Genomic DNA, 16,302 nt, shown 5'->3' with positions numbered 1-16,302 from the left:
GTCGCGGGTCCGGGTCGGTGCCGCAATGGATACGCGCGGTACCGTGGTAATCCGGCGTCGTCCCGGTCCCGGCGTCAAGCCGATCCCTGGCCGGGGCGGCCATCGGACATATTCGAAAGGGAACATCACCATGGGAGTCAAGCATCTCAAGCCGACCAGCGCGGGCAGGCGTTGGCAGACGGTCTCGGACTTCTCCGAGATCACCTGCACCACGCCCGAGAAGTCGCTTCTCGAGCCCCTGCCCAAGAAGGCCGGTCGCAACAACAACGGCCGCATCACCACCCGTCACCAGGGCGGCCGCGTCAAGCGCAAGTACCGTCGTATCGACTTCAAGCGCAACAAGGACGGCGTGCCCGCCAAGGTCGCCACGATCGAGTACGACCCCAACCGCTCGGCCCGCANCGCCCTGCTGCACTACGTCGACGGCGCCAAGGCCTACATCCTGGCCCCCAAGGGCCTCAAGGTGGGCGACACCGTCATCTCCGGCCCCGGCGCCGACATCAAGCNCGGCAACGCCCTGCCNCTNTCCGANATCCCCGTNGGCACCNTGGTCCACGCCATCGAGTTCCAGCCTGGCAAGGGCGCTGCCATCGCCCGTTCCGCCGGCACCTCGGTGCAGCTCATGGGCAAGGAGGGCAAGTACGCCATNCTGNGCATGCCGTCTTCCGAGATGCGCCGTGTGCTGGTCACCTGCCGCGCCACCGTGGGCGAGGTCGGCAACGCCGACCACTCCAACATCCGCATCGGCAAGGCCGGCCGTAACCGCTACAAGGGCATCCGTCCCACCGTCCGCGGCANGGTCATGAACNCGGTCGACCACCCNCACGGCGGCGGCGAGGNCAAGNACCACACCTCCGGCCGTCCATCGGTCTCTCCCTGGGGCAAGCCGTCCAAGGGCGCCAAGACCCGCGACCCGAAGAAGGGTTCGAACCGTCTCATCATCCGCCGTCGCAAGACGAAGTAGCGCAGTCGCGAGAAGCAGGAGCAATTACCTATGAGCAGGAGTCTCAAGAAGGGCCCGTACGTGGAGACCCGCCTCCTCCAGCGCGTCGTCGCGCAGAACGAGGCCGGCACCNAGGAGGTCATCAAGACCTGGTCGCGTGCCTCCACCATCTTCCCCGACATGGTCGGCCACACCATCGCCGTCCACGACGGCCGCAAGCACGTGCCCGTGTACATCACCGAGNCCATGGTGGGCCACAAGCTCGGCGAGTTTGCCCCCACCCGCACCTTCCGCGGACACAAGGCCTAAAAGAGGGGATAGACAAGCATGGCAAAGAGCACCACTAATCCGTCGCACGTGTCCGCGACCGCGAAGTACGTGCGCGTCGCGCCGCGCAAGGCGCGCCTGGTCGTCGACCAGATCCGCAACAAGTCCGTNGAGCGCGCCATGGAGATCCTCCGCTTCTCCGAGCGTGCCGTGGCGGTCGACGTCGAGAAGGTCCTCCGCTCCGCGGTGGCCAACGCCTACCAGAACAAGGGCTTCCGTCCCGACGACCTCGTGATCGTCNAGACCTACGTCGACGAGGGCCCCACCCTGAAGCGCATCCGTCCCCGCGCCAAGGGCTCGGCCTCGCGCATCAACAAGCGCACCAGCNACATCACCGTCACCGTNGNTCCCCGAAAGGAGGCGTAACAGATCCATGGGTCACAAGGTTTCTCCCACCGGATTCCGTCTCGGCGTCACCGAGAACTGGCGTTCTCGCTGGTACGCCGATAAGGATTACTCGGCCAACGTCGGCAACGACCTCAAGATCCGCAAGTTCCTCAAGAAGCGCCTCGAGCGTGCCGCCCTCTCCCGNGTCGACATCGAGCGTGCCGGCAACAAGGTGAAGGTGGTCATCTACACCGCCCGTCCCGGCATCGTCATCGGCAAGAAGGGCTCCGAGATCGACGCCCTCCGTCGTGAGCTCGAGAAGATCGCCGGCACCGAGAAGGGCGGCGTGTCCGTCGACGTCANCGAGGTCNAGCGCCCCGAGCTCGACGCCAGCCTGGTCGCCCAGTCCATCGCCGAGCAGCTCGAGCAGCGCATCGCCTTCCGTCGCGCCATGCGCAAGGCCGTCCAGAGCGCCCGCAAGTCCGGCGCCAAGGGCATCCGCATCGAGTGCTCCGGCCGTCTCGGCGGTGCCGAGATGGGCCGCCGCGAGTGGTACCGCGAGGGTCGCGTGCCCCTGCAGACCCTCCGTGCCAAGATCGACTTCTCCGAGGCCACTGCCCGCACCATCATGGGTGCCTGCGGCGTGAAGACCTGGATCTACCTCGGCGAGAAGCTGCCGGGCCAGCCTGCGCCCAACCCTGCGCTCGAGGGCCCGTCCCGCCCCCGTCGCCGTAACGAGAGGAGGGGCAACTAATGCTGGCTCCCAAGCGTGTTCTCCACCGCAAGGTGCAGCGCGGTTCCATGAAGGGCAAGGCCAAGGGCGGCACCAAGCTCAACTTCGGCTCCTGGGGCATCCGCGCCGAGGAGTGCCACTGGATCACCAACCGCCAGATCGAGGCCGCCCGTATCGCCATGACCCGCCAGATGAAGCGTGGCGGCAAGGTCTGGATCACCATCTTCCCGGACAAGCCCATCACCAAGAAGCCCGCCGAGACCCGCATGGGTTCCGGTAAGGGCAACCCGGAGGAGTGGGTGGCCGTCGTCAAGCCCGGCCGCATCATGTTCGAGATCGACGGCGTGAGCGAAGAGGTTGCCAAGGAGGCCCTGCGTCTGGCGCAGCACAAGCTTCCCATCCGCACCAAGATCGTCTCCCGCGCCGACCAGGCCGAGGAGGATTAACCAGTATGAAGGCCAAAGAGATTCGCNNGNTCACCGACGAGNAGCTGTCCANCAAGCNCGAGGAGGCCAGGGCCGAGCTCTTCAACCTGCNCTTCCAGATGGCCACGAGCCAGCTCGACAACACCGCTCGGGTGACCACCGTCAAGCGTGACATCGCCCGAATCCAGACCGAGATGCGCGCGCGCGAGATCNCGGCCGCCAAAGCCGCCAACTAGTCGCTAGGGGAGAAGAAACATGAGCGATTCCCGTAATTCGCGCAAGGTCCGCACCGGCGTCGTGNCGTCGATCTCCGGCGACAAGTCCATCACGGTGTCGATCACCGAGCGCAAGCCGCACCCCAAGTACGGCAAGATGATGAACGTCACCAAGAAGCTCCACGCCCACGACGAGAACAACGAGTGCGGCATCGGCGACACCGTGAGGGTCATGGAGACCCGCCCCCTGTCCAAGACCAAGCGCTGGCGTCTCNTGGAGATCGTCGAGNAGGCCAAGTNGCCACCGCCATCAGAACCCCGGCACACGTGCGTCGCTCTCGTGGGCGCACCTCTGGAACCCGGCGGTACGGAGGATAGAACTATGATTCAAATGGAGACCGTGCTCAACGTCGCTGACAANAGCGGNGCGCGCAANGNGAAGTGCATCAAGGTCCTGGGCGGCTCCAAGCGCCGTTACGCCGGCATCGCCGACGTCATCGTGTGCGCCGTCCAGGAGGCCACCCCCGGTGGCTCGGTGAAGAAGGGCGACGTCGTCCGTTGCGTCGTCGTGCGCACCGTCAAGGAGACCCGCCGCAAGGACGGCAGCTACATCCNCTTCGACCAGAACGCCTGCGTCCTGATCGACAAGGATGGCAATCCCGTCGGCACCCGTATCTTCGGGCCCGTCGCCCGCGAGCTGCGCGACCGCAAGTACATGAAGATCGTCTCGCTCGCACCCGAGACGCTGTAGGAGGTCCAGACGATATGCCTAAGATGAACGTCAAGAAGGGCGACCTCGTCGAGGTCATCTCCGGCCAGGACAAGGGCGCNCGCGGCAANGTGCTGCGCGCGCTGCCCTCCGAGGGCCGCGTGGTCGTCGAGGGCGTCGCCATGGTCAAGAAGGCCATGCGCCCGACCCAGGCCAACCCCCNGGGCGGCATCGTGAGCCAGGAGGCCCCCATCTACGTGTCCAACGTGATGCTGGTCTGCCCGAGCTGCGACNAGGCCACCCGTGTGGGCCACGACTGGAACGACGAGGGCAAGAAGGTCCGCGTCTGCAAGAAGNGCGGCGCCCAGTTCTAAGGAACCCAGGCAACGCCTGACAGTGGGCCCCGGCGACATGTTCGCCGGGGCCCGTTTTTGTCGGATTCATTGTGTGGCGGGCGCGATTCTCGCGTGCCTGCCATTGACTCTGTCCTATGATTCTGAATTGCACTGTGCCGGCCCCTGGCCAAAGACCATGACCAGGGGGCGCGAGGACCCCGGAGCCATAGGACAGCCCCGCGCTTAAAGCCCCAGAAGGAGAACCATGGCAGAAGAGAAGTACGTCCCCCGTCTCAAGACCAGGTACGANGACGAGGNGNGCGCCAAGCTCATCGAGCAGTTCGGCTACACCAACCCCATGACCGTCCCGCAGATCGAGAAGATCGTCGTGAACATGGGCGTGGGCGAGGCCGCCACCGACGCCAAGGCCATCGACGCCGCCGTCGCCGACCTCCGCACCATCACGGGCCAGCAGCCCATGGTCACCCGGGCCCNNAAGTCCATCGCCACCTTCCACCTCCGTGCCGGCATGCCCATCGGCGCCAAGGTGACCCTGCGCAAGGACCGCATGTGGGACTTCCTCGACCGCCTNATCGATATCGCCATCCCGCGCATTCGTGACTTCCGCGGCCTCCCCGTCAAGAGCTTCGACGGCCGCGGCAACTACTCCCTCGGCGTGACCGAGCAGACGATCTTCCCGGNGATCNACTNCGACAAGGTCGACCATACCCGCGGCATGGACATCACNATCGTCACCACCGCCGCCACCGACGAGGAGGGCAAGGCCCTGCTCGAGGGCTTCAACTTCCCGTTCAAGAAGAACGGCAAGTAAANCAGGTNTCCANGTGTCGCCCGGCANCTGCCGGGCCGCATTGATGAAGGAGGATTTGTGGCTAAGACTTCGATGATCGTCAAGGCCCAGCGCACGCCGAAGTACTCCACGCGCACGCAGCGCCGCTGCCAGCGGTGCGGCCGTCCGCACTCGGTGTACCGCAAGTTCGGCCTGTGCCGTGTCTGCCTGCGCGAGCTGGCGAACNACGGCGATCTCCCCGGTGTCCGCAAGGCCAGCTGGTAAGGCTGGGGGACCTCGGAGGAGGACCCGCGAGAAGGCGTCGGCGCCACGGGTGCCGACGAACCGATCGTGGTGGTTTCATCCGTAACGAAGGAGAATCTGCATGAACGTGAACGACCCCATCAGCGATNTGCTCACNCGCATCCNCAACGCGAACACCGTCGGCAAGGCCGAGGTGGCCATGCCGTCCACCAAGGTGCTCGTCGAGATCGCCCGTGTGCTCCAGGAGGAGGGCTACGTCGAGGGCTACGTGGTGAACGACACCANGCCCCAGAAGACCCTCGTCATCACCCTCAAGTACGGGCCCAAGCGCGCCCGCACCATCAAGGGCATCAAGCGCATCTCCAAGCCCGGTCTGCGCAAGTACTCTTCCGCTGCCGACCTGCCCCGCGTGCTGGGCGGCCTCGGCACTGCCGTGATCTCCACCTCCCGTGGCATGATGTGCGACCGCGACGCCCGCAAGGCCGGCGTCGGCGGCGAGATCATCGCCTTCGTGTGGTAACCCGGCAGGACTGAAAGGAGATACCGTGTCCCGTATCGGCAAGATGCCTGTCCAGATTCCCGCCGGAGTCACCGTGGCAGTCGACAACAGCACCGTGATCGTCAAGGGCCCGAAGGGCGAGCTCACCCGCACCTTCTCGCCCCTGGTGTCCTTCAAGGTCGAGGGTGACGAGGTGCTCGTCGCCCCCGAGAACGAGACCCGCGAGGCCAACGCCCAGTGGGGTCTCTCCCGCACCCTCGTGCACAACATGGTCCTGGGCGTGTCCCAGGGCTTCGAGAGGCGCCTGCAGCTGGTCGGCGTCGGTTACCGCGCCGCCCTCAAGGGCCGCGACCTCGACCTCTCCCTTGGCTACTCCCACCCCGTCATCATGGCGGCCCCGGAGAACATCTCCTTCGAGGTCCCCGACAACACCCACATCGTGGTGAAGGGCATCTCCAAGGAGCAGGTCGGCCAGGTTGCCGCCGAGATCCGTGCCAAGCGTCCCCCCGAGCCCTACAAGGGCAAGGGCATCCGCTACGAGGACGAGCACGTGCGCCGCAAGCTCGGTAAGGCCGCCNAGTAGCGCCTGCGCCCGGTNTTCAAGTCCGCCACCCCGTCAGGTGGCGGCGTGATAGAAGGAGACTGTTTCCATGAACAAGCAGAAGGCGAAGAAGCTCGGGCTGAAGCGCCGCGAGCGTCGCGTCCACANCAAGATCACCGGAACCGCGGAGCGTCCGCGCCNCTCGGTGCACCGCACCAATGCCAACATCTACGCGCAGGTGATCGACGACGTCGACGCCAAGACCATCTGCACCTGCTCCACCCTCGACCCCGAGTTCCGCGCCACCGGCAAGCTGGGCTCCAACAAGGAGGCCGCCGAGATCGTGGGCAAGCTCATCGGCGAGCGCGCGCTCGCCAAGGGCGTCACCACCGTCACGTTCGACCGTGGCGGCCGCATCTACCATGGCCGCGTCAAGGCCCTCGCCGATGGTGCCCGCGCTGCGGGCCTGAAGTTCTAGGAGGTATGACAGATGGCTCGTAACCCGAAGCAGCGTGACGCCTCCGATCTCCAGGAGCGCGTCGTCTTCATCCACCGTGTGTCCAAGGTCGTCAAGGGCGGCCGCCGCTTCTCCCTCGTCGCCCTCGTGGCCGTGGGCGACGGCAAGGGCAACGTCGGCCTCGGCATGGGCAAGTCCGCCGAGGTGCCCCTGGCCATCCAGAAGGCCGTCGACGACGCCAAGAAGAACATGTTCCACGTGCCCGTCACCGACGAGGGCTCCATCCCCCACAAGGTCATGGGCCACTTCGGCGCCGGCCGCGTGCTGATCCAGCCCGCCATCGAGGGTACCGGTGTCATCTCCGGTGGCTCCGTGCGCCCGCTGTTCGAGCTCGCCGGCATCAAGAACGTCATGTCGAAGTCGCTCGGCACCACCATCGCCATGAACGTCATCAAGGCGGCGGCCGACGGCCTCAAGCAGCTTGAGAGCCCNGAGCAGACCGCTGAGCGCCGCGGCATCACCGTGGCCCAGATGTTCGGCACGAAGGAGAACTAACGATGGCCAACANCCTCAAGATCAAGCTCGTCAGGAGCGCGGTCACCCAGGTCAAGGGCGACCAGACGCGTACCGCCCGCGCCCTCGGCCTCCGTCGTATCGGCGACGTCGTCGAGCAGCCCGACAACCCCAGCATCAGGGGCATGGTCTTCAAGATCAAGCACCTGGTCNNNGTGGAAGAGNACCNGGAGTACCCCCANGCAGCTCNATGATCTCCGTNCCGCAGACGGTGCCAAGAAGANGNGCAAGCGCATCGGTCGCGGCAACTCCTCCGGTCACGGCACCACCGCCGGCCGCGGCACCAAGGGTCAGCTCTCCCGCTCCGGCGGCGGCAAGGGCGCCGGCTTCGAGGGCGGCCAGAACCCGCTCGCCATGCGCCTGCCCAAGCTCCCCGGCTTCAAGAACCCCAACCGCGTGGAGTACGCCCCCGTCAACCTTGACCGCCTCGAGGCCAAGTTCGAGGCCGGCGACGTGGTGGACGGCGCCTCCCTCGAGGCCAAGGGCATCATCAANAAGGCCTCCACGCCCGTGACGGTCCTCGGCGACGGCGAGCTCACCAAGGCCCTCACCGTCNAGGTNGACAANNTNTCCGCCNCTGCCNAGAAGAAGATCGAGGCAGCCGGAGGAAAGGTCGAGTAATCGTGCTAAAAGGTATTGCCAACGCGTTCCGTGTGAAGGAACTCCGTGACAAGATCTTGCTGACGATCGGCATCCTCGTGCTGTACCGCATCGGCGCCTACGTGCCGGTGCCGGGCATCCCCTTCGAGGGCATGCTCAACCAATTCCAGACCGCACTCGGCGATCAGAGCGCGCTCGCCCTCNTGAACNTGTTCAGTGGCGGCGCGCTCGCCCGCGTGTCGGTCNTCAGCCTCGGCATCATGCCCTACATCACGGCCCAGATCNTCATGCAGATGCTCCAGGCCGTGATTCCCTCCCTCGGCGAGCTCGCCAAGGAGGGCGATGCCGGTCAGCGCAAGATCACTCAGTACACCCGCTACATCACCGTGGGGCTCGCGCTGCTCAACGCGGTGGGCTACCTCTTCCTGTTCAAGAGCGACGCCTACGGCATCAACTTCACGGGCATCNCCGCCCCCGAGTGGCTCATGGACGTCATGGTGGTCGTCACCATGCTGGCCGGCGCCATGATCATCATGTGGCTCGGCGAGGTCATCACCCAGCGCGGTGTGGGCAACGGCATGTCGCTCATCATCTTCGCCAACATCATGGCCGGCCTTCCCGCGGCCATCTTCAGCTCGGTCTCCCAGGGCGACAACGGCGCCCTCATGACCGTGCTCGTGGTGCTGGTGATCCTGGCCGTCATCCCGTTCATCATCTACATCGAGCGCGGCCAGCGCCGCATCCCGGTGTCCTATGCCAAGCGCGTCCAGGGTCGTCGCGTGATGGGTGGGCAGTCCACCTACCTCCCGGTCAAGGTGAACACCGCCGGCGTCATTCCCATCATCTTCGCCTCGGCCATCCTGTACTTCCCGGCCCAGATCGCCGTGTTCTTCCCCACGGTGGGCTGGATGCAGGTCTTTGCCAACGCGGTCTCGGCCGGTTGGCTCAACTGGATCCTGTCGGTGCTGCTCATCGTCGCCTTCGCGTACTTCTACACCTCCATGGTGTTCAACCCGGAGGAGACGGCCGNCCAGCTCCGCAAGCAGGGCNGNTACATCCCCGGNGNGCGCCCCGGCGCCGCCACGGCTGCCTACATCAAGGGCGTCCTCGACCACATCACCCTGCCGGGCGCGCTCTTCCTGGCCGTGATCGCGGTCGCCCCATCGATCCTGTTCACGTTCACGTCGAACACCCTCATCCAGGCCTTCGGCGGCACCTCCATCCTCATCATGGTGGGCGTCGCCCTCGACACCCTCACCCAGGNGGAGAGCCAGCTGAAGACCCACGACTACGAGGGCCTGTTCATCCGCTAGATGCCACATCCCGGCGCCGGAGCGCCCCAACGTAAGGAGACACCATGAACATCGTTCTTCTCGGGGCGCCCGGCGCCGGCAAGGGCACCCAGGCCCAGAAGCTCGTGGAGGAGTTCGGCTTCGACCACATCTCCACAGGCGACCTGCTCCGCGCCGCCGTCAAGGCCGGCACGGAGCTCGGCAAGGAGGCCAAGGGCTACATGGACGCCGGCAAGCTCGTGCCGGACTCCGTGGTCATCGGCCTCGTCAAGGAGCGCCTGGGCATGCCCGAGGCCGCCGCGGGCTTCATCCTCGACGGCTTTCCACGCAACACTTCCCAGGCCGAGTCCCTCGACGCGGAGCTCGCCGGGATGGGCGTCAGCCTCGACGCCGCACTCCTCGTCTCCGTGGAGCCCGAGGTCATCNTGGAGCGCCTNAGCTCGAGGCGTACCTGCCGCACCTGCGGTTACACCGGCACCGCCGCGGACGAGACCTNCCCGCGCGACGGCGGCGAGATGTACCAGCGCGACGACGACGAGCCCGAGACCATCAAGCAGCGCCTCGACGTCTACGAGGAGTCAACGGCACCGCTCGTGGGCTACTACCGCGACAAGGGCCTGCTGCGCGAGGTGGACGGCGACCGCTCCCAGGACGAGGTCTACGCTGACGTCAAGACCCTCCTGGGCCTGTAAAGGACGCTGATCCCCCATGATCAAGATCAAGCGCCCCGAAGAGATCGAGCAGANGAAGAACGCNGGCGCCCTCTCCAAGNCGGCGCTCCGCCGCGTGGGCGCGCGCATCGTGCCCGGCGTCTCCACGCTCGAGCTCGACCGCGTGGCCGAGGGCATCATCCGCATGCACGGCGGCGTGCCCGCGTTCAAGGGCTACGGCGGCTNCCCGGCCTCCATCTGCTGCTCCATCAACGACGAGATCGTCCACGGCATCCCGTCCGCGGACGTGATCCTCGAGGACGGCGACATCGTGTCCATCGACACCGGCGCCGTCCTCAACGGCTGGGTGGGGGACAACGCCTGGACGTTCTACTGCGGCACGCCCACCCCCTCCCACAAGGAGCTNTGCGAGGTCACCCGCGACTGCCTCAAGCTTGCCATCAAGCAGGCCGTCCCGGGCAACCGCCTCGGCGACATCGGACACGCCGTGCAGGAGCACGCCGAGCGCCACGGCTTCGGGGTCATCCGCGACTACGTGGGCCACGGCGTGGGCCATGAGATGCACGAGGAGCCGAGCGTCCCCAACTACGGGCACCACGGCCGGGGTGTCAAGCTCCAGGCCGGCATGGTCATCGCCATCGAGCCCATGATCGTGGAGCGCGACTACGCCTCCCGCGTCATGGCCAACCGGTGGACCGTCGTCACCGCCGACGGCGGCTGCGCGGCCCACTACGAGAACACCGTCGCCATCACCGAGGACGGCCCGGTCATCCTCACCGAGGACGACCAGGGTCCCTGGTTCCCGATGGAGGGCGGCCAGAACTGACGCCAAGCGTGGTCATCCTGTGTGCAGGACCGCCGTCACGGGGTCCTGCACCGTCGTGCTCGTGGACGGGTGGGNGACCATCGGATACACTGGAAAATCGCCGTAACGTGTGGAGAAAGGTTGCCGCGTGAGTAAACAGGACGCGATCGAGCTCGAGGGCAAGGTCATCGAGCCGCTGCCCAATGCCATGTTCAACGTCGAGCTTGAGAACGGTCACACCNTCCTGTGCACGATCNCCGGCAAGATCCGGATGAACTACATCCGCATCCTCCCGGGCGACCGTGTGGTCGTAGAGATCTCCCCCTACGACCTCACCCNCGGGCGCATCACCTACCGCTACAAATAGGAGGGCGACGCCCTCGCATTCCAACCGTAGAAACTTACGCCAGCGGCTGGGCGAAGATATAGCAAGCGCAACTTGAAAGGATGACAGATGAAGGTACGTCCTTCCGTCAAGAAGATGTGCGACAAGTGCANGATCATCAGGCGCCACGGCAAGGTCCTCGTCATCTGCGAGAACCCCCGTCACAAGCAGCGCCAGGGTTAAAGAATCGAGAGGAGCTTCAAGTTGGCCCGTATCAACGGCGTCGACCTCCCGCGCGAGAAGCGCGTGGAGATCGGTCTTACCTATATCTACGGCATCGGCCGCACCACCGCTGAGAAGATCTGCGCCGCCACCGGNGTGAATCCCGACACCCGCGTCCGCGACCTCACCGAGGACGAGGTCTCCAAGATGCGCGACTACATCGACCAGAACCTCACGGTCGAGGGCGACCTCCGTCGCGAGACCCGCACCAACATCGCCCGCCTGATGGAGATCGGCTGCTACCGCGGCCTCCGTCACCGCAAGGGCCTGCCCGTCCGCGGCCAGCGCACCCACACCAACGCTCGCACCCGCAAGGGCAAGAAGCGTCAGATCGGTGCCAAGAAGAGGGGCTAAGGGAGAGACATGGCTCAGAAGAAGAACGTGAAGCAGACGCGTATCCGTCGTGCCGAGCGCAAGAACATCGCTGTGGGCCAGGCCCACATCAAGAGCACCTTCAACAACACGATCATCAGCATCACCGACCCCCAGGGCAACGTGATCGCCTGGCAGTCCGCCGGCACCGTGGGCTTCAAGGGCTCCCGCAAGTCGACCCCCTTCGCCGCCCAGATGGCCGCCGAGGCCTGCGCCAAGACGGCCATGGAGCACGGCATGCACAAGGTCGCCGTGTTCACCAAGGGCCCCGNCTCCGGCCGCGAGACCGCCATCCGCTCCCTCCAGGCCGCCGGCCTCGAGGTCTCGAGCATCCAGGACAAGACCCCCATCCCGCACAACGGTTGCCGTCCGTGCAAGCGTCGTCGCATGTAATCAGGATCAGGAAGGAATACAAGCATGGCAGTTGATAGGACTCCTGTCCTGAAGCGGTGCAGGGCTCTCGACATCGACCCCATTGTCATGGGCATCAACAAGAAGTCCAACCGTCAGCCCAAGCGTCAGCGTCGCCAGGAGAGCGAGTACGGCCGTCAGCTCCGCGAGAAGCAGAAGGCCAAGTTCATCTACGGCGNCCTCGAGAAGCANTTCCACNGCTACTANGAGCAGGCCCTCAAGGTCGAGGGCATCACGGGCGACAACCTGATGTCGATCCTGGAGACCCGCCTCGACAACGTCGTCTTCCGCCTCGGCTTCGCCCGCACCCGCAAGGAGGCCCGCCAGACCGTTCGCCACGGCCACATCCAGGTGAACGGCCACCGTGTGGACATCCCCTCCTACCGCGTGAAGGGCGGNGACGTCGTGNCCGTCGCCCCCAAGTACTCCGNCCTCCTTCCCATCAAGGAGGCCATCATCGCCTCCGAGCACATGGCTGTCCCGTCGTGGNTCGAGGTCGACATCGNGAAGCTCTCGGNCAAGGTGCTCCAGGTGCCCTCCCGCGACCAGATCGACCTCGACATCAACGCCCAGCTCATCGTCGAGCTCTACTCCAAGTAGCCCGTCACCCCGGTTGGAGGTATACATGTCCGAGTTCATCCGACCGCAGGTGTCGGTGGAAGAGGTCAAGGGCGACGTCGCCCGCGTGACCGTGGAGCCGCTCGAGCGCGGCTTCGGCGACACGCTGGGCAACTCCATTCGCCGCGTGCTCCTCTCCTCCTTGGAGGGGGCGGCCGTCCAGGCCATCCGCATCGACGGCGTGCAGCACGAGTTCACCACCGTCGAGGGCGTCTACGAGGACGTCACCGACATCGTGCTCAACGTGAAGCGCCTCGTCTTCCAGCGCACCGGCTCCGTCGACACCGCCGAGTGCGAGGTCAACATCGACGGTCCCGCCACCGTCTCCGGCGCCGACTTCTCCGTCCCCGCCGGCTTCGAGCTGGTCAACCCCGAGCTGGTCATCTGCCACCTCGCCGAGGGCGCGCACCTCAAGATGACCATGTACGTGGGGTGCGGCCGCGGGTACGTGTCCGGCGAGAGCAACGAGGGCGACAACGACGCCATCGGCGTCATCCACGTCGACTCCCTCTACTCGCCGGTGCGCCGCTGCGCCAAGACCGTCGAGCCCTGCCGCGTGGGCCAGCACACCGACTTCGACCGCCTCGTCCTCGAGATCGAGACCAACGGCGCCATGACCCCCCGCGAGGCCGTGGTCGACGCCGCCAACATCATCAACCAGCACATGAGCGCCTTCATGTCGCTGGACGAGGAGGGCGAGGACGAGGAGGAGGTCTCCATCTTCGCCACCGGCGAGGAGGACGACAACAGCGAGCTTGACAAGGCCATCGAGGGGCTCGACCTTTCGGTCCGCTCCTACAACTGCCTCAAGCGCGCCGGCATCCACTCNGTGCGCCAGCTCGTGGACTTCTCCGAGAACGACCTGCTCAACATTCGCAACTTCGGCGTGAAGTCCATCGAGGAGGTCAAGGACAAGCTCGAGTCCATGGGCCTCGGCCTCAAGGCCTGACGTCGACGACACTGAACTTTTAGGAGTAACGCAACATGAGGCACCAGAAGAAGCGCGGTATGAAGCTCGGCACCGATGCCAGCCATACCAAGGCCATGAAGAAGAGCCTGGTCGCGGCGCTGCTTGCCAACGACCGCATCAAGACCACGCTCCCCCGCGCGAAGGCCATCCGCGGCAACGTGGACCGCGTCATCACGTGGGCCAAGAAGGGCGACCTGCACTCCCGCCGCCTTGCCATCGCCGCCGTGGGCGACAAGGAGATCGTGCGCGAGGTCTTTGAGAAGGCAGAGCAGGGCATGTGGGCCGACCGTAACGGCGGCTACACCCGCATCATGAAGCTCGGCCCCCGCAAGGGCGACAACGCCGAGATCGCCATCATCGAGCTCGTCAACGAGCCGGTGAAGAAGGCCGCCGCTCCCACCAAGGTGGAGCCGGTCGNCGAGAAGGCCGAGGACGCCGAGTAGGCGCCCCTGCGGCAGCGACAGACCAACGGGGCCTCGAAGGTTACTTCGGGGCCCCGTTCTTTTGACCGCCCGACGGAGAGGGGGGGGAACATGCTCGAGACGCGGGCCGTCTGGCTCGCCTACGGCGAGGACGGGGCCTGGGCGGTGGAGGACGCCACCCTGGCCGTGCGGCCGGGCGAGGACCTCTGCCTCGTGGGGCGCAACGGCTCTGGCAAGAGCACGCTCCTCTCGGCGCTGAACGGCGGCCTCGCCCCGAGGCGCGGCGGGGTGGTGGTGGACGGTGCGACCGTCGGGGCAGGCCGGTCGTCGCGCCTCGGGGCCGCCCGGGCCGTGGGCCTCGTCTCCCAGGACCCGGAGTCGCGCATCCTCGGCTCCACGGTGGGGGAGGACGTGGCCTTCGGCCCCCGGAACCTCGGGCTCGCCCCGGAGGAGGTCGCGCGCCGCGTCGCGTGGGCCCTCGGCTCCGTCGGGCTCGCGGACCGCGCGGCACAGCCGTGCTCGGAGCTCTCCGGCGGCCAGGCCCAGCGGCTCGCCCTCGCGTCGGCCCTCGCCATGGAGCCCCCGTACCTTGCCCTCGACGAGGTGGGCGGCGAGCTCGACGAGGGCGCGCGGGCCGGTGTGCGGGCGCTCCTCGGAAAGGGGCCCCTGGCCTCCTGCGGCCGCGTGCGGGCCACCCATGACGTGCTCGACGTGGCGTCTGCGACGTCCGTGGCCGTCATGGCCGGCGGCCGTGTCACCTGGCAGGGGAGCCCCTGGGACTTCTTCTGCGACCTCGACCTCGTGGCCGAGGCCGGCATGGGGGAGTCCGTCCCCGCGGCGTGGGCGCGCGACCTCGTGCTCTCCGGCCTGCCGCTCTCGCTTCTCGCAGACCCCGGCGCCCTCGCGCGCGCCCTCGGCCCGGCAGCGGCGGGCGGCATCGGCCGGCGCCCGGCCGCGGCGCTCGACACGGCGTCCGGCGCCGCGGGCGGGCTCGTGCTCGACGGCGTGTCCGTGACGGCCCCCTCGGGCCCCGTGCTCGCCGGCCTCTCCCTCGCCGTGCCCCGGGGCGCCGTGACGCTCGTGGCCGGCGTCTCCGGCAGCGGCAAAACCACGGCCGCCCGCGTGGCGGCGGGCCTCCTCGGGCCCGACTCCGGCTCGGCCACCCTCGACGGCGCCCTCGTGCGGGCCGGCGCCGTGGGCATCGCCTTCCAGCGCCCCGAGGACCAGACCCTCGCCGACTCCGTGCTCACGGACGCCATGATGGGGCCGTCCCTGCCCCCGTGCGACCCGGCCGGTGCCCGCGGGAGGGCCGCCGCGGCCCTGGCCGCCGTGGGGCTCGACGAGTCCCTCTGGGACCGCCCCACCTGGTGCCTCTCGGGCGGCCAGCGGCGGCGCGCGGCCCTGGCCGCCGTGGTCGCCCGTCCGTCCGGCGCCTACATCCTCGACGAGCCCACGGTGGGCCTCGACGGCCCGGGCCGCGCCGCCGTGCACGCCGTGGCGCGGTCGCTTGCCGACGGCGGCGCGGCCGTGTGCGTGGTCAGCCACGACGTGGGGGAGTGGCTCCCCGTGGCCGACCGCCTCGCCCTCGTGGCCGGGGGCCGCACGGTGTGGGAGGGCCCGGCCGCCCAGGGGCCGTCCTCGGGCGCCTTCGAGGCGGCCGGCGTGAGGCTCCCCCTGGAGCTCGCGGTGGCGAGGGAGGCGGGGCTCCTGTGATCCGCACCGTCCCCGGGGCCTACCTCGGTCTGGACGGGCCGCTCCAGCGGCTCTCCGCCGGCCCTAAGATCCTCTGGCTTCTCGCCGTCACCGTGGCCGCCTTCGCCGCCCCGTCGCCCGCCGTTGTCCTCGCCCTGGTGGCCGGGGCCACGGTGTGCGCCCGCGTCGCCGGGGTCGCCTGGCGCCGGGTCGGGGAGGCCGTGGCCCCGACGGCCGTCGTCCTCGTCCTGGCCCTGGCCGCCAACGCCCTCGTGGCCGACGGCACCGGCGACGTCGTGCTGCTCGGCACCGTGGGGGTGAGCCTCCCGGGCCTCGTGCGGGGCGTCACCGCCGTGCTGCGCATCGTGGCCCTCGTGGCCTGGGCCCTCGTCTACACGGCCACGACGCCCTCGCAGGCCACCGTGGACGCCCTCTCCCGGGCGCTCTCGCCCCTCGGGCGCCTGGGCGCCCCCGTGGACTCCTGGGCCATGGTGGCCTCGCTCGTGCTCCGGTTCGTGCCGCTCTGCGGCGAGGAGCTCGTGCGCGTGCGCGACGCCCAGCGGGCCCGCGGCGTCATGCTCGACGGCGGCGGCCCCGTGGCCCGGCTCGCCCGCTGGCGCCTCGTGCTGGCGCCGCTCGTGGTGGCACTGTTCCGCCGCGCCGACGAGAGCGCCCGCGCCATGGCCGACCGCTGCTGGGGATAC

Annotated in this window: 27 protein-coding genes and 2 pseudogenes; all 29 read left to right on the top strand. The window is 67.7% G+C overall.

The window, feature by feature from the left end; translation table 11 throughout:
- Window positions 1-130 precede the first annotated feature (130 nt).
- Window positions 131-964 (top strand): 50S ribosomal protein L2, encoded by an 834-nt coding sequence (gene rplB, locus JX283_RS03040; RefSeq protein WP_204829284.1) that lies wholly within the window; start codon window positions 131-133, stop codon window positions 962-964.
- Window positions 965-994: 30 nt separating this feature from the next.
- On the top strand, window positions 995-1,252 hold the full coding sequence (gene rpsS / locus JX283_RS03035) for a 30S ribosomal protein S19 (RefSeq protein ID WP_204829283.1): 258 nt from the start codon (window positions 995-997) through the stop codon (window positions 1,250-1,252).
- An 18-nt stretch (window positions 1,253-1,270) separates the two neighbouring features.
- The gene (gene rplV, locus JX283_RS03030; protein ID WP_204829282.1) at window positions 1,271-1,636 is read left to right on the top strand and encodes a 50S ribosomal protein L22; all 366 of its coding nucleotides are present in this window, start codon (window positions 1,271-1,273) and stop codon (window positions 1,634-1,636) included.
- Between the two features lie 7 nt (window positions 1,637-1,643).
- Window positions 1,644-2,351 carry a 30S ribosomal protein S3 gene (rpsC, locus tag JX283_RS03025; protein ID WP_204829281.1) on the top strand — a complete coding sequence of 236 codons (708 nt, stop codon included), beginning with the start codon at window positions 1,644-1,646 and terminating at the stop codon, window positions 2,349-2,351.
- Window positions 2,351-2,776 (top strand): 50S ribosomal protein L16, encoded by a 426-nt coding sequence (gene rplP / locus JX283_RS03020; protein WP_135978844.1) that lies wholly within the window; start codon window positions 2,351-2,353, stop codon window positions 2,774-2,776. The genes rpsC and rplP overlap by 1 nt, the downstream gene beginning before the upstream one ends.
- A 5-nt stretch (window positions 2,777-2,781) precedes the next feature.
- A pseudogene (gene rpmC, locus JX283_RS03015) lies at window positions 2,782-2,991 on the top strand (50S ribosomal protein L29).
- Window positions 2,992-3,010: 19 nt separating this feature from the next.
- Window positions 3,011-3,268 (top strand): annotated as a pseudogene (rpsQ, locus tag JX283_RS03010) (30S ribosomal protein S17); the annotation flags it as partial.
- An 84-nt stretch (window positions 3,269-3,352) separates the two neighbouring features.
- Window positions 3,353-3,721 (top strand): 50S ribosomal protein L14, encoded by a 369-nt coding sequence (gene rplN, locus JX283_RS03005; protein ID WP_204829298.1) that lies wholly within the window; start codon window positions 3,353-3,355, stop codon window positions 3,719-3,721.
- A 14-nt stretch (window positions 3,722-3,735) separates the two neighbouring features.
- Window positions 3,736-4,053, top strand: a complete 318-nt coding sequence (gene rplX / locus JX283_RS03000; RefSeq protein WP_239652442.1) for a 50S ribosomal protein L24 — start codon at window positions 3,736-3,738, stop codon at window positions 4,051-4,053.
- 226 nt (window positions 4,054-4,279) lie between these two features.
- Entirely contained in the window at window positions 4,280-4,846 is a 567-nt protein-coding gene (rplE, locus tag JX283_RS02995; protein WP_204829280.1) for a 50S ribosomal protein L5, read from the top strand.
- A gap of 57 nt (window positions 4,847-4,903) precedes the next feature.
- A complete protein-coding gene (locus tag JX283_RS02990) occupies window positions 4,904-5,089 on the top strand; it encodes a type Z 30S ribosomal protein S14 (RefSeq protein WP_204829279.1) in 186 nt (61 codons plus the stop codon).
- A gap of 100 nt (window positions 5,090-5,189) precedes the next feature.
- On the top strand, window positions 5,190-5,588 hold the full coding sequence (gene rpsH, locus JX283_RS02985; RefSeq protein WP_204829278.1) for a 30S ribosomal protein S8: 399 nt from the start codon (window positions 5,190-5,192) through the stop codon (window positions 5,586-5,588).
- A gap of 25 nt (window positions 5,589-5,613) precedes the next feature.
- Window positions 5,614-6,150, top strand: a complete 537-nt coding sequence (rplF, locus tag JX283_RS02980) for a 50S ribosomal protein L6 (RefSeq protein WP_204829277.1) — start codon at window positions 5,614-5,616, stop codon at window positions 6,148-6,150.
- Window positions 6,151-6,217: 67 nt separating this feature from the next.
- Entirely contained in the window at window positions 6,218-6,586 is a 369-nt protein-coding gene (rplR, locus tag JX283_RS02975) for a 50S ribosomal protein L18 (protein WP_204829276.1), read from the top strand.
- Window positions 6,587-6,598: 12 nt separating this feature from the next.
- Window positions 6,599-7,120 carry a 30S ribosomal protein S5 gene (rpsE, locus tag JX283_RS02970; RefSeq protein WP_204829275.1) on the top strand — a complete coding sequence of 174 codons (522 nt, stop codon included), beginning with the start codon at window positions 6,599-6,601 and terminating at the stop codon, window positions 7,118-7,120.
- A gap of 2 nt (window positions 7,121-7,122) precedes the next feature.
- Window positions 7,123-7,332: a 50S ribosomal protein L30 gene (gene rpmD, locus JX283_RS02965; protein WP_204829274.1), complete on the top strand. Its 210-nt coding sequence runs from the start codon at window positions 7,123-7,125 to the stop codon at window positions 7,330-7,332.
- Between the two features lie 40 nt (window positions 7,333-7,372).
- Window positions 7,373-7,759, top strand: coding sequence for a 50S ribosomal protein L15 (gene rplO, locus JX283_RS02960; protein WP_239652443.1), 387 nt, complete (start codon window positions 7,373-7,375; stop codon window positions 7,757-7,759).
- A 2-nt stretch (window positions 7,760-7,761) separates the two neighbouring features.
- Window positions 7,762-9,051, top strand: a complete 1,290-nt coding sequence (gene secY, locus JX283_RS02955) for a preprotein translocase subunit SecY (protein WP_204829273.1) — start codon at window positions 7,762-7,764, stop codon at window positions 9,049-9,051.
- Window positions 9,052-9,095: 44 nt separating this feature from the next.
- Window positions 9,096-9,722 (top strand): adenylate kinase, encoded by a 627-nt coding sequence (locus JX283_RS02950; protein ID WP_204829272.1) that lies wholly within the window; start codon window positions 9,096-9,098, stop codon window positions 9,720-9,722.
- 16 nt (window positions 9,723-9,738) lie between these two features.
- Window positions 9,739-10,527 carry a type I methionyl aminopeptidase gene (gene map / locus JX283_RS02945; RefSeq protein ID WP_204829271.1) on the top strand — a complete coding sequence of 263 codons (789 nt, stop codon included), beginning with the start codon at window positions 9,739-9,741 and terminating at the stop codon, window positions 10,525-10,527.
- A gap of 127 nt (window positions 10,528-10,654) precedes the next feature.
- Window positions 10,655-10,873, top strand: coding sequence for a translation initiation factor IF-1 (infA, locus tag JX283_RS02940; protein ID WP_204829270.1), 219 nt, complete (start codon window positions 10,655-10,657; stop codon window positions 10,871-10,873).
- An 87-nt stretch (window positions 10,874-10,960) separates the two neighbouring features.
- On the top strand, window positions 10,961-11,074 hold the full coding sequence (gene rpmJ, locus JX283_RS02935; RefSeq protein WP_204829269.1) for a 50S ribosomal protein L36: 114 nt from the start codon (window positions 10,961-10,963) through the stop codon (window positions 11,072-11,074).
- A 21-nt stretch (window positions 11,075-11,095) separates the two neighbouring features.
- Window positions 11,096-11,467, top strand: coding sequence for a 30S ribosomal protein S13 (gene rpsM / locus JX283_RS02930; protein WP_135978828.1), 372 nt, complete (start codon window positions 11,096-11,098; stop codon window positions 11,465-11,467).
- A gap of 9 nt (window positions 11,468-11,476) precedes the next feature.
- Entirely contained in the window at window positions 11,477-11,878 is a 402-nt protein-coding gene (gene rpsK / locus JX283_RS02925) for a 30S ribosomal protein S11 (RefSeq protein ID WP_204829264.1), read from the top strand.
- Window positions 11,879-11,902: 24 nt separating this feature from the next.
- Window positions 11,903-12,496: a 30S ribosomal protein S4 gene (gene rpsD, locus JX283_RS02920; protein ID WP_204829258.1), complete on the top strand. Its 594-nt coding sequence runs from the start codon at window positions 11,903-11,905 to the stop codon at window positions 12,494-12,496.
- A 25-nt stretch (window positions 12,497-12,521) separates the two neighbouring features.
- Window positions 12,522-13,463: a DNA-directed RNA polymerase subunit alpha gene (locus tag JX283_RS02915; protein ID WP_135978825.1), complete on the top strand. Its 942-nt coding sequence runs from the start codon at window positions 12,522-12,524 to the stop codon at window positions 13,461-13,463.
- Window positions 13,464-13,498: 35 nt separating this feature from the next.
- A complete protein-coding gene (rplQ, locus tag JX283_RS02910; protein WP_204829256.1) occupies window positions 13,499-13,927 on the top strand; it encodes a 50S ribosomal protein L17 in 429 nt (142 codons plus the stop codon).
- Between the two features lie 90 nt (window positions 13,928-14,017).
- A complete protein-coding gene (locus JX283_RS02905) occupies window positions 14,018-15,619 on the top strand; it encodes an ATP-binding cassette domain-containing protein (RefSeq protein ID WP_204829255.1) in 1,602 nt (533 codons plus the stop codon).
- Window positions 15,616-16,302: energy-coupling factor transporter transmembrane protein EcfT (locus JX283_RS02900; RefSeq protein WP_204829254.1), on the top strand; the 687-nt coding region annotated here is incomplete at its 3' end. The genes JX283_RS02905 and JX283_RS02900, both read left to right, overlap by 4 nt.

This window comes from Olsenella sp. CU969, from assembly GCF_905219715.1.
Taxonomy (GTDB): Bacteria; Actinomycetota; Coriobacteriia; order Coriobacteriales; family Atopobiaceae; genus Granulimonas; species Granulimonas faecalis.
This window is presented reverse-complemented; position numbering and strand designations above follow the sequence as displayed.

Bases quoted from the DNA above. Each gene is read 5' to 3' on its own strand.
- rplP (WP_135978844.1), top strand. From the start codon at position 2,351: ATGCTGGCTCCCAAGCGTGTTCTCCACCGCAAGGTGCAGCGCGGTTCC.
- JX283_RS02905 (WP_204829255.1), top strand. From the start codon at position 14,018: ATGCTCGAGACGCGGGCCGTCTGGCTCGCCTACGGCGAGGACGGGGCC.